8 protein-coding genes and 1 pseudogene are annotated in these 11,994 nt (G+C 59.7%); all 9 read left to right on the forward strand.

Annotated features, from left to right (window positions below):
- Position 1 precedes the first annotated feature (1 nt).
- The 9 genes and pseudogenes from KGA98_RS14010 (at position 2) to KGA98_RS14050 (ending at position 11,965) form a co-directional block, all read left to right on the forward strand.
- Positions 2-1,847, forward strand: a pseudogene (locus tag KGA98_RS14010) (ABC transporter ATP-binding protein).
- Complete coding sequence (locus KGA98_RS14015) at positions 1,844-2,152, forward strand: (2Fe-2S)-binding protein (RefSeq protein WP_108232305.1); 309 nt, start codon at positions 1,844-1,846, stop codon at positions 2,150-2,152. Before KGA98_RS14010 ends, KGA98_RS14015 begins: the two are co-directional and overlap by 4 nt.
- Positions 2,134-3,525 (forward strand): NAD(P)/FAD-dependent oxidoreductase, encoded by a 1,392-nt coding sequence (locus KGA98_RS14020; protein ID WP_154862966.1) that lies wholly within the window; start codon positions 2,134-2,136, stop codon positions 3,523-3,525. Before KGA98_RS14015 ends, KGA98_RS14020 begins: the two co-directional genes overlap by 19 nt.
- Complete coding sequence (locus KGA98_RS14025) at positions 3,522-4,676, forward strand: NAD(P)/FAD-dependent oxidoreductase (protein WP_154862964.1); 1,155 nt, start codon at positions 3,522-3,524, stop codon at positions 4,674-4,676. Before KGA98_RS14020 ends, KGA98_RS14025 begins: the two co-directional genes overlap by 4 nt.
- A complete protein-coding gene (gene argE, locus KGA98_RS14030) occupies positions 4,673-5,830 on the forward strand; it encodes an acetylornithine deacetylase (protein ID WP_154862962.1) in 1,158 nt (385 codons plus the stop codon). Before KGA98_RS14025 ends, argE begins: the two co-directional genes overlap by 4 nt.
- A 210-nt stretch (positions 5,831-6,040) precedes the next feature.
- Complete coding sequence (locus KGA98_RS14035; protein ID WP_154947528.1) at positions 6,041-8,122, forward strand: methyl-accepting chemotaxis protein; 2,082 nt, start codon at positions 6,041-6,043, stop codon at positions 8,120-8,122.
- Positions 8,123-8,326: 204 nt separating this feature from the next.
- Positions 8,327-9,784, forward strand: a complete 1,458-nt coding sequence (locus KGA98_RS14040) for an NAD-dependent succinate-semialdehyde dehydrogenase (protein ID WP_154862958.1) — start codon at positions 8,327-8,329, stop codon at positions 9,782-9,784.
- Positions 9,785-9,825: 41 nt separating this feature from the next.
- The gene (locus KGA98_RS14045) at positions 9,826-10,905 is read left to right on the forward strand and encodes a tartrate dehydrogenase (RefSeq protein WP_154862956.1); all 1,080 of its coding nucleotides are present in this window, start codon (positions 9,826-9,828) and stop codon (positions 10,903-10,905) included.
- A 229-nt stretch (positions 10,906-11,134) separates the two neighbouring features.
- Positions 11,135-11,965: a substrate-binding periplasmic protein gene (locus KGA98_RS14050; RefSeq protein WP_154862954.1), complete on the forward strand. Its 831-nt coding sequence runs from the start codon at positions 11,135-11,137 to the stop codon at positions 11,963-11,965.
- Positions 11,966-11,994 lie beyond the last annotated feature (29 nt).

Genomic DNA, 11,994 nt, shown 5'->3' on the forward strand with positions numbered 1-11,994 from the left:
AATGAGTGAATTAATTAGGGTTCAGGACCTGCGAGTGGTCGCTTGTGGCGAGCTTGGTGAGGTGGAAATCGTCAAGGGCGTAAGCTTCTCCCTGCAGAAAGGCGAAGTGCTGGCGTTGATCGGTGAGTCCGGCTCTGGCAAGACCACTATCGCCCTGGCGTTACTCGGTTATGCCCGACGCGGTTGTCGGCTGGCTGGCGGCATGGTGCAAATCGGCGAGCACGACATGCTGGCGTTGAACGAAAGCCAGTTGCAAAAATTGAGGGGCAACCGAGTTTCGTATATCGCGCAGAGCGCCGCAGCGGCGTTCAATCCGGCGAAAAAACTCATCGATCAAGTGATTGAGGGGGCGTTGATTCATGGCTTGGGTAGCCAGGCTGTGCTTGAGGCCAAGGCCATCGAGTTGTTCCGCGACTTGGCCCTGCCAGACCCCGATCACATTGGCCAGCGCTACCCTCATCAGGTTTCCGGCGGGCAACTGCAACGTGTGATGGCAGCCATGGCGCTGATCAGCGATCCATTGCTGGTGGTGCTCGACGAACCGACGACGGCGCTTGATGTGACGACCCAGATCGATGTACTGCGGGCGTTCAAACGAGTGGTACGCGAACGTGGTGCGACGGCGGTCTACGTCTCCCACGACTTGGCCGTGGTGGCGCAGATGGCCGATCAGATCGTGGTGCTTAATGGCGGCGAGATCTTCGAACAGAGCGCCACGGCACCATTGCTCAAAGGCCCGGCCCACGAATACACCCGCAGCTTATTGGCGGCAGCTCGGCCTGACACCACAATTCGTCCACCTTGTGGTGTTGCTGAAGACACGCCTTTGCTGACCATCCAGGGTCTGACCGCCGGTTACGGCAACAAGAACGCGCAAGGCATGCCATCGATCCGCGTATTGGAGGACATTGATCTGACCGTGCGGCGGGGCCAGGCGATTGGAGTCATCGGTGAGTCAGGTTCTGGCAAGTCGACTTTGGCGCGGGTTGTGGCCGGGTTGTTGGAGCCGGCCCTCGGCGGGCTGACCTTCGATGGCCAGCCCCTGAGTGGCAGCCTGTCGTCGCGTACCGACGAGCAGTTCCGACGCATTCAAATGGTCTTCCAGAATGCCGACACCGCACTCAACCCAATGCACAGCGTCAGCACTATTCTAAGTCGCCCGCTGAAGATGTATTTCGGCCTCAAGGGTGCGGCTTTGCGCGAGCGTATTGGTGAGTTACTGGATCTCGTTCGTTTGCCGCGCACGATGGCTGAACGTCTTCCGAACGAACTGTCCGGCGGGCAGAAACAACGGGTCAATCTGGCCCGAGCCCTGGCGGCCAAGCCAGACCTGATTCTCTGTGACGAAGTGACCTCGGCGCTGGATACCGTGGTCGGTGCAGCGATTCTCGAACTTCTGCGCGACCTGCGCCAGCAACTGGGGGTGTCCTATCTGTTCATCAGCCATGACATCTCCACCGTGCGAGCCCTGTGCGACGACATTGTGGTGATGTACAGCGGCTACAAGATTCAGGCCGGTACTCGACAATCGTACGCTGAAGCACCATTCCATCCCTATACCGATCTGTTGATCCATTCAGTGCCGGAGTTGCGCCAGGGCTGGTTGGAAAGCTGCGGAACAACGACCTGTGGCACGCTGCCGCACCATAGGTGCGAAGGCCAATGTGCCAGGGTTATGCACCTTCCTCAATCGCTGTCCTGTGCGGGTTGACGGTCTGTGTAATTGCGTCCCGCCGGAGCGCCGGATGATTGTTGGTGGCAGTGAAATCCTTTGCCATCACGACAGTGCGGAGTTGATGAAAACTCAGCAGCATTCAAACAACCTGATCGTGGGAGCCTATGCATGAACGGGCGTTTCGTCAGGCTGGCCGAACAGGGCCGGCCAACCGTCCAATTGAAGGTCGACGGCATGCCGATAGAGGCGCTGCAGGGCGATACGCTGATGGTCGCGTTGCTGACTCAGGGCTCGGCGTTGCGCCAATCGGAGTTTGATCCGGGTCGGCGCGCCGGTTTCTGCCTGATGGGAGCCTGCCAGGACTGTTGGGTCTGGACCCGCAGCGGCGAGCGTCTACGCGCCTGTTCCAATGAGGTCCGTGAAGGCCTGGATATTGTCACCACACAACCGGAGGCGATATGGCCACTGCGCGGCTGAGCACTCATCGAGTCGTTATCGTCGGCGCCGGGCCGGCCGGTACACGTTGTGCCGAAACCCTGGTCGCCGTTGGATTCAAGCCCATCCTGATCGATGAAAATCGCCGGGATGGCGGGCAGATCTACCGTCGCCAGCCCGAAGGTTTTACCCGGAATTACGCCACGCTGTATGGTACCGAAGCCGCCAAGGCCAACGATCTGCACCAGAGCTTCGATCGCTTGCGCGGGCAGATCGACTATCGCCCGGACACGCTGGTGTGGAACCTGACACCGGGGCAACTGTGCTGTGTCAGCCAAGGCAAGCACTCGACAGTGGATTACGACGCGCTGATCCTCTGCACCGGTGCTACCGACCGCTTGATGCCGATCGAAGGCTGGCAGTTGGCGGGCACGTATAGTCTCGGCGGTGCGCAGATCGCCCTGAAATCTCAGGCTGTGTCTATCGGCCACCGAGTGGTGTTCATGGGCAGCGGGCCGTTGCTGTATCTGGTTGCCAGTCAGTATGTGAAGGCCGGAGCGAAGGTCGCGGCAGTGCTCGACACTTCGCCTCTGAGCAAACGCATTCTTGCCATGCCGAAACTGCTGGCGCGCCCGGGGTTGCTGTTCACCGGGATGAAATTATTGGCACAGTTGTATCGCGCGAAGATCCCGGTGCATCTGGGCATTTCGCCGCTTCAAGTGCAGGGCGATGCGGCCAGCGGTGTCAGTGGCGTACGCGTGCGCACGGCACGTGGTGAGACCTTGACGGTGGATTGCGATGCCGTCGCACTGGGTTATCACCTACGGCCGGAAACTCAATTGGCCGACCTGGCCGGTTGCCGTATGCGCTTCGATGACGCGTCGAGCCAATGGTGGCTGGCTACGGATGAAGACGGCCGGACCTCGGTCAGCGGCGTGTATGCCGCCGGTGACGGTTCGAAGATTCGCGGCGCCGATGCCGCCGAGCACGCCGGGCGCCTGGTGGCCATCGCGTTGCTGGAGGATCTGCAGCAACCAGTGAATGTAGGGTCGCGCGACGAACAACGCCATGCCCTGGCGGTGATGGATGAATTCCGTCTCGGCCTGGCGCAGGCCTTTCCCTGGCCCTCCACCCAGGCCAAAGCTCTGCCGGACGAAGCCATCGTTTGCCGCTGCGAGATGATCAGCGCCGGCGAGTTGCGCCGGACCGTTAGTGAGAAGGGAGCCTGTGAAGTCAATCGGGCCAAGGCCTTCAGCCGGGTCGGCATGGGCCGCTGCCAGGGGCGTTATTGCTCGCAGGCCGGGGCAGAGGTGATTGCCGCCGCCGCGGGCGTCAGTGTGCAACAGGTCGGCCGACAACGGGGGCAGGCGCCGGTCAAACCCCTTTCGATACTTACCGAGGAGGTGTCGCCATGACGGTACAGAAAGCCGATGTCGTGATTGTTGGCGGCGGCCTGATGGGCTCAGCGGCGGCGTTTTTCCTGCGCCTGCGCGGGCAGTCGGTGATTTTGCTAGAGCGCGACCAGATCGGTCAGTACGCCAGCGGCGTGAATTTCGGCAACGTGCGACGTCAAGGGCGTTATCTCGGGCAGCTGGAACTGGCCAATCGTTCCTGGGCGTTATGGAAGCGTCTGCCAGAACTGATTGACGATGACCTGGAATTCATCGCCAGCGGGCATATGCGGGTGTGTTACCGCGAAGACGAGATCGCCGAGCTGCAAGCCTACGCAGACGCCCCTGAGGCAGAGCAGTTGGACCTGAAGATCTTTAGTGGCGACGAATTACACAAGCGCTTTCCGTTTCTCGGCCCGGATGTGAAAGGCGGCTCCTATGCCCCCCACGATGGGCACGCCAACCCGCGTCTGGCGGCCCCGGCGTTTGCCCGTGCAGCACGACGCCTCGGTGCGCGGATCGAAGAGCGCACGGAAGTGGCCGAGGTGCATAAGATCGGCGGTGAGTTCCACATCAGCACCACCGACGGTCGTCAGTTCAGCGCCGCTCAGCTGTTGATCACCGCTGGCGCCTGGGGCCAAAAACTCTCGGCGCAGTTCGGCGAACCGGTGCCGCTGGACACCCACGGCCCGCAAATGGCCGTGACCGAGCCAGTGCCTTACGCCTTGCCGACAGTCATCGGTGTCTATACCAAGATTCCCGAGGAAGTGATTTATTTCCGCCAAATACCCCGTGGAAACATCATCATCGGTGGCGGCTATCGCAGCGAACCGGACATGCTCAACCGCCGGGCCTATGTCGAGCCGCGCAGCATTCTCAATCAGTTCGATCAGATGCGTCGCCTGCTGCCGGGTGTCGGCAACCTGAACATCATTCGGGTCTGGAGTGGTATCGAAGGTTACCTGCCTGATTCACTGCCCGTGATGGGGCCAAGCGGCACCGTTGATGGTTTGTTCTATGCGTTCGGCTTCTGCGGTCATGGCTTCCAACTCGGCCCAGGTGTCGGCGATGTTATGGCCGAGCTGATCAGCACCGGCAGCACCAGCACTTCGATTTTGCCGTTCTCCATCAACCGCTTCGCCTCTTCAGTCGAGCAACGGAGCAAGGCCTCATGAAGCCCCGTGTACTGGACATTCTTAAACGCCTGATGGCCTTTGAAACCGTTTCTTCGGAATCGAACATGGCCTTGATTGAGTACGTGCGCGATCTGCTGCTGACCAAGGGCATCGAGTCGCTGATCGTCAAGGATTCCAGCGGCAAAAAGGCCAACCTGTTCGCCAGTACCGGTCCGCGGGAGGTGCCGGGGATTCTGCTTTCCGGCCATACCGACGTGGTGCCGGCAGCGGGGCAGGCCTGGACCTTTCCGGCGTTTCAGGCGACCGTGCAGGAGGGTCGGATCTATGGCCGTGGCAGTTGCGATATGAAGGGCTTTGTCGCGCTGGCTATCGACGTCATGCTCGATGCCGCCGATCATCCGTTGAGTCGGCCGTTGCAACTGGCGCTGTCCCATGACGAAGAAATCGGCTGCGTGGGTGTTCGACGCTTACTGGATGTATTGCATCTGGCGCCGTTGCGGCCGTTTCTGTGCGTGATCGGTGAGCCGACCAACATGCAGTTTGTGCTTGGGCACAAGGGTAAGGGTTCTTACCGTTCTTACTGTCGCGGCCTGGAAGCCCATTCCTCCCTGGCACCGCGCTCGGTCAATGCGATTCACGTGGCTTGCGACTTCATCACCGCGCTACGTCAGGGCCAGCAGCAATTGCAAGAGCAGGGCGCTCAGGATACCGAATACGACGTGCCCTACAGCACCGTGCATGTCGGGCAGATTATCGGCGGCAAGGCGCTGAACATCGTGCCGAACCTGTGCACCCTGGATTTCGAAGTGCGTAACTTGCCGGCGGACGACCTGGACCAGTTCCTGGAGCAGATGCGCGAACGGGCCGAGCTGATCGTTCGCGAAGCCAAAAAGCTGTCCAGCGTGGCGGATATCGAGATCGAAACCCTGAATGTCTATCCGGGTCTCGATACCCACCCGAGCGTTGAAGCGGTGCGTTTTTTGAAAAACTTCGCCGCGCCGGACACCGGCACTGCCAAAGTTTCATTCGGCACCGAGGGCGGGTTATTCAAACAACGCTTGGATGTGCCGGTGGTGGTCTGTGGCCCGGGCTCGATAGAACAGGCACACAAGCCTGACGAGTTCATCGAGATCAGCCAGATGGAAGCCGGCGAGCACTTTCTGCAAGGGCTATTGGGCTCGCTAAGGCTCTAATGCTCCTTTTTGCCGGGTGTCTGACACTAGGTCATCACGCTCGTTACTCGGTTACGACCTGATGTCCAAGGAAGTGTGATGTTCGACCCCGAGTTCACCCACTCACTTTACAGACAGTGTGGGAAGCGCTGAGAAAGGCTTCCCTAGCTTGCTCAGCTGTGCCCGCTCAGAAAAAAACGCTAGCCACTCGCAACTCTTCCGGAGTCCCCCATGAAAGTGCTTGAGCGCCTGTCATTCTCTGGCAAGTTCGTCTTGCTCGGCTTGCTAGCCGTGACCCTGATTACCATTCCAACCTGCCTTTACGTACTGGGCGCCTATCAGAGTAGCAACCAGACAAATCAGGAGCTTCGCGGCATACGACCGGTGCAGGCGTTGCTCGAGCTTATTCACTTGACGCAGCAGCATCGCGATTTGTCATCCGTCGCGCTGGTCGGCAACCGGGGCTTCTACAAAGCCCGTCTGGATAAACAGGCCGAAGTGGATCGCGTCCTCGCGGCAACCGATCGGGTTTTACAGGAGGCCCAAGTCGCCCCCACCATTCTGGCTACCTGGCGACAGGCGCAGCAACAATGGCAAGAGCTGGCCGGCCAGGTTGCTCAGTCCACAGTCAAGGGCCCGCAGAGTCTGGCCCGTCATAGCCAGTTGATCGCAGCCTACCTGCTGATCGAGGACGCAATGCTCGATCACTTCAAACTTTCCCTGGATCCAGTATTAGGGACTTACTCGCTAATGGCGGGTGCCTTGATCGAATTGCCGCAAGCCACCGAGTCATTAGGTCAGTTGCGGGGTGCCGGCGGCCTGTATCTGGCACAGGGCCGGATCCTGCCTGAGCAACAAGGTGCACTGCGAGGCTTGGCTACCCAGGCGCTGAGCAGCGTAGACAAGACGATACGTGCCTTGACCAAGGCGAGTGCCGCCGAGCCGGAACTCAAGGCTCTACTTGAAGCACCGCTAACGGCACTAGGCCCGCAAATCCAGAAGGCACTTGAACTCAGCAATGCGCGATTGGTATCGGCCGTCGAAATGGACATGGATTTCGCGCCCAGCGTAAGCACCGCAGGAAATAACGAGCCTACCGATGCCTTGTACGCGCTTAAGCTGAGTTATCCGGTCGGCGACTATCTGACTGCTTACAGTAAACCCGTTGACGCCTTGTACACACTTGGCCGTTCGGCGCTGACGGCGCTCGATGAAGCGCTGATTGAACGTCGCGACAGCGCCCGGCAGAGCGTCATCCTGATGTCCGCAGGTTTGCTGGCGCTGTTGTTAGCTGGCGGCACCTTGGCCACCTTGATCGTGCTGCGTCTTCTTAAACAGTTGGCGAAGGCCATGGCAGCAGCCGAACGTATCGCCGAGGGTGACCTGACCCAACCACTGGATATCGTTGGTATGGATGAAGCTGCACGCCTGCTGCAGGCGCTAGAGCGCATGCAAATGAATCTGCGCAGTACGGTCAGGCAGGTTTTGAGTTCTTCCGAGCGACTTGCCACGACGTCCGCTCAGTTAAGTTCCGTGACCGATGACACCACTCGTGGTGTGCAACGGCAGAGCGCTGAACTCGACCAGGCGGCCGCTGCGGTCACAGAGATGACAGGTGCGATCGAAGACGTGGCGCGTAATGCCGCCTGGGCCTCGGAGGTTTCCCAAGCTGCAGACCAGCGTTCGCGTCAGGGGCAAGAGAGCGTCAGCCGTACAGTCGGTGCCATCGAATCGTTGACCGAGGATATCGAGGATACCGCAAGCACCCTGCAAGCCCTGGCAGGTCAGATAGGTGACATCGGCTCGGTATTGGATGTGATTCGTGGCATTGCCGAACAAACGAATCTGCTCGCCTTGAATGCGGCGATCGAGGCGGCTCGCGCGGGCGAAAGCGGACGGGGCTTCGCTGTGGTGGCCGACGAGGTCCGGGCCTTGGCGCAACGAACCCAGGAGTCGACCAAGCAGATTGAGAGCATCATCGGCTCAGTGCAAACAAGCAGTCACGGCACGCTGCGAGCCATGCAAAGCAGTAATGGTAAAACCCGGGAGACCCTGGAGGTCGCCCGTGCGGCTGGCGCGGCACTGAATGCCATCGTAGACGACATCGCCCAGATCAACGAACGCAATCTGTGTATTGCAAGTGCCACCGAAGAGCAATCCCATGTTGCCCGTGAGGTGGATCGCAACCTGCTCAATATCCGTGATGTTTCCCAACAGGCCACGGTCGGGGCCAATCAGAGCCAGGCCTCTAGTCGGGAACTCGCGGGATTGGCCAGCGAGCTGAATAGCATGGTCAAGCATTTCATCGTCTGATCGAGACTCGTTGCGCCTCATTCATGCCCGATAACCGGCTGCATCTCGGCACCTGGGAGCGTGACGATCGCCATCACAAACCAACAGTAGAGCCTGCTGTCGAATGCTGATTTTCAGCATTCAAGGCTGCCGGGGCGGCGCTTTCAGCATCCTCGTCTGTGGCGACACAATAGACTGAAGGCTGTCTCGGAACAGGACTCGACCATGCTCAAGAATCGCCTGAAAGACCCCAGCCTGCTGGTAGAACTCGCTTACATCGACGGTCAGTGGATCAGCGCCGACAACGCCGCGACCCTTGACGTTATCGACCCGGCCAGCGGCCAGTTGCTCGCCCGCGTACCCGCGATGCAAGGCAGCGAAACCCGACGCGCCATCGAAGCTGCCGAAAGCGCCTGGCCGGCTTGGCGCGCACGCCCGGCGGCAGAACGGGCAGCGCTGCTGGAGCGCTGGTATCAGGCGATGATCGACAACCTCGACGACCTGGCGCTGATCATGACCTGCGAACAGGGCAAGCCGCTGAATGAAGCCAAGGGCGAGGTCCGCTATGGCGCCAGTTTCGTCAAATGGTTCGCTGAGGAAGCCCGCCGGGTTTACGGCGAGACCATACCGGCACCCAGTGGCGACCGCCGCTTGCTCACGCTCAAGCAGCCGGTCGGGGTTTGTGCCGCGATCACCCCGTGGAACTTCCCCAACGCGATGATCACTCGCAAGTGCGCGCCGGCCCTGGCCGCCGGGTGCCCGGTCATCGTCAAACCCTCGGATCTGACTCCGCTGTCCGCCTTGGCTCTGGCGGTGCTTGCCGAGCGCGTCGGCATTCCGGCCGGGGTGTTCAACGTAGTGACCGGTATGCCCGTCGGCATCGGCGAAGAACTGACCGGCAACCCGACGGTGCGCAAGATCTCCTTTACCGGTTCCACCGCTGTCGGTCGGCTGCTGATGCGTCAGAGCGCCGAACACATCAAGCGCCTGAGCTTGGAACTGGGCGGTAACGCGCCATTCATTGTGTTCGACGACGCTGATCTGGAACAGGCAGTGGCCGGCATCATGCTCAGCAAGTTCCGCAACGCTGGCCAGACCTGCGTTTGCGCCAACCGGATCCTGGTGCAGGATGGGATTTACGAGCGCTTCGCCCAGCGCTTGGTGGAGGAGGTGGGCAAACTCAAGGTCGGCAATGGCCTGGACGCAGATTCCACCATCGGCCCACTGATCAATGCAGCGGCGGTGAGCAAGGTTGCCCGGCATATCGACGATGCTTTGAGTCAGGGAGCTCGTCTGCTTTGTGGCGGTATCCCTGAGGGCGACAGCCAGTTCGTCCAGCCAACGGTGCTCGGCGAGGCCCATGCCGGGATGTTGCTGGCCAACGAAGAAACCTTCGGCCCAGTTGCACCGCTGATGCGCTTTACCAGTGAAGAAGAAGCGCTGGCCCTGGCCAATGCCACGCCTTATGGCTTGGGCGCCTATTTCTTCACCCAGGACTTACGCCGTTCATGGCGGTTCGGCGAGGCGCTGGAGTTCGGCATGATCGGCCTCAACACCGGGCTCATTTCCATGGAAGTCGCCCCATTCGGCGGTATCAAACAATCGGGCCTGGGCCGTGAAGGCAGCAAGTACGGCCTGGATGAATACCTTGAAGTCAAAGCCTTCCACATCGGTGGGCTGTGATCCGGTCACCGTTTGAACAGGACATTGAGGAGCCACGATTGATGAGTAAAACATTTAGAATTGCCGCGATTGCCGGCGATGGTATCGGCAAGGAAGTCTTGCCTGAAGGGCTGCGGGTACTGGAGCAGGCCGCGAAGAAATGGCAGCTGGATTTGAGCATCGAGGTGCTCGACTGGGCTCATTGCGATTACTACCTGGAACACGGGCAGATGATGCCCGCTGACTGGTTCGAACAACTCAAGGGCTTCGACGCGATTTACTTTGGCGCCGTGGGCTGGCCGGACAAAGTGCCGGATCACATTTCCCTGTGGGGTTCGCTGCTGAAGTTCCGCCGTGAATTCGACCAATACGTGAACATCCGTCCGGTACGGCTGTTTCCCGGTGTGCCGTGTCCGCTGGCCGGGCGCGAAGCCGGGGACATCGATTTCGTGGTGATCCGCGAGAACACCGAGGGCGAGTATTCGTCGGTCGGCGGCAAGATGTTCGAAGGCACCGAGCATGAGTTCGTGCTGCAGGAGTCGGTGTTCACTCGGCGCGGCGTGGACCGGATTCTCAAATTCGCCTTCGATCTGGCCCAGACCCGGCCGCGCAAACGTCTGACCGCGGCCACCAAGTCCAACGGCATTTCCATCAGCATGCCGTACTGGGATGAACGCACGGCGTTAATGGCGCAGCAGTACCCGGACGTCACTTGGGACAAGCAACACATCGACATTCTCTGTGCGCGCTTCGTGCTGCAACCAGATCGTTTCGATGTGGTGGTGGCGTCGAATCTGTTCGGCGACATTCTCTCCGACCTGGGACCGGCCTGCGCCGGTACCATCGGCATCGCCCCCTCGGCCAACCTCGATCCGGAGCGGCGCTTTCCTTCGCTGTTCGAACCGGTCCATGGCTCAGCGCCGGATATCTATGGACAGAACATCGCCAACCCGATTGCGATGATCTGGTCCGGTGCCTTGATGCTGGACTTCCTGGGCAATGGCGATGAGCGCTACCGTGCGGCCCATGACGGCATTCTCAAGGCTATCGAGCAGGTCATCTCCGAGGGGCCGATCACCCCTGATTTGGGTGGACAAGGCTCGACCCAGGATGTCGGTATGGCCATCGCAGCGGCGCTTTAACTCCAGATAGCAGCAGGTCGGCTGGAGAGCTCCACCCCTTCTTGTGTCTCACCCTTTTAGCCCGTCTCACTGCGGGCTTTTTTTATCGCGTGCGAATACCCCTCTGACAGTCTCTTTTCAAGGTGCCCTGCTGAGCGCCTGCACAGTGGAACTGCTTCTAACGGCTCTTTCCTTCAGTGTTGCGAAGGTCCAGAGAAGAGGGTTCAAAGGAATGTGAAGGAAGGCGAGTATGCGGTTGTTATTGATGATTTTGGTGGGCTGCGCCATACACGCCAAGAGTTGGGCGAGCGCCCCCATAGACGTGGTCATTCTCTGTGACGCCGGCTATCCACCATATAGCTATGCCGAAGGGGATGAGGCCAAGGGGCTTTACACCGATATTCTGCGCAAAGCCTTTACCCGCATGCCGGAATACAACGTGAAAATTCGTCCCGTGCCCTGGGCGCGCGGTCTGGCAGAAGTGGCCAGCGGCCGCGCCTTTGCTCTCTATCCACCCTACTATCGACCCATCGCACGGCCCTGGATGGACTACTCACGGCCTATTTTGATGGAAAAGGTAGTTGTCTTTGTGCGCGCAGAATTGACGCGAATACGATCGGTCGAACACTTTCCGTTCGGCTATAGCGGTCTACGTATTGGCATGAACAGAGGGTTCATGAGCATTGATGATCAGGACTACCAACGCATGCTCGCTACAGGTGCCTTGAAGCAGAGTTATGCCAACGACAATCGTAGCAACCTGGCCAGGCTCTATCATGGGCGAATAGATGCCTATATCAATGACCGCCTTTCGGTCCAATGGGAACTTGAGCAGATGCAACGCGAGGGCGTCTTTGCCCAGAACGATCTCAACTGGCTAGTCGAAGGACCTTGGCTCTCCGGTGAGGCGGGGTACCTTGGTTATACCCGGCTCAATGCTTCGGCTTATCCTTACAAGCCCCAGTTCATGCAGCGTCTCGATAAGGTTCTGGCGGAGTTGGAACGTGATGGCAGCATCGAGCGCCTGACAAAGAATTACGATTTGGTTAACCCTTTGTACTCCCCGGGTGATGGCATCTAGCAGCGGTGGGGGGAACACACCCAAGCTAC

The sequence above is a fragment of the Pseudomonas sp. BF-R-24 genome (assembly GCF_019947335.1).
In the GTDB taxonomy this organism is placed as follows: domain Bacteria; phylum Pseudomonadota; class Gammaproteobacteria; order Pseudomonadales; family Pseudomonadaceae; genus Aquipseudomonas; species Aquipseudomonas jessenii.

Coding starts and splice junctions, on each gene's coding strand:
- KGA98_RS14015 (WP_108232305.1), top strand. CDS start 1,844: ATGAACGGGCGTTTCGTCAGGCTGGCCGAACAGGGCCGGCCAACCGTC.
- KGA98_RS14020 (WP_154862966.1), top strand. CDS start 2,134: ATGGCCACTGCGCGGCTGAGCACTCATCGAGTCGTTATCGTCGGCGCC.
- KGA98_RS14025 (WP_154862964.1), top strand. CDS start 3,522: ATGACGGTACAGAAAGCCGATGTCGTGATTGTTGGCGGCGGCCTGATG.
- argE (WP_154862962.1), top strand. CDS start 4,673: ATGAAGCCCCGTGTACTGGACATTCTTAAACGCCTGATGGCCTTTGAA.
- KGA98_RS14035 (WP_154947528.1), top strand. CDS start 6,041: ATGAAAGTGCTTGAGCGCCTGTCATTCTCTGGCAAGTTCGTCTTGCTC.
- KGA98_RS14040 (WP_154862958.1), top strand. CDS start 8,327: ATGCTCAAGAATCGCCTGAAAGACCCCAGCCTGCTGGTAGAACTCGCT.
- KGA98_RS14045 (WP_154862956.1), top strand. CDS start 9,826: ATGAGTAAAACATTTAGAATTGCCGCGATTGCCGGCGATGGTATCGGC.
- KGA98_RS14050 (WP_154862954.1), top strand. CDS start 11,135: ATGCGGTTGTTATTGATGATTTTGGTGGGCTGCGCCATACACGCCAAG.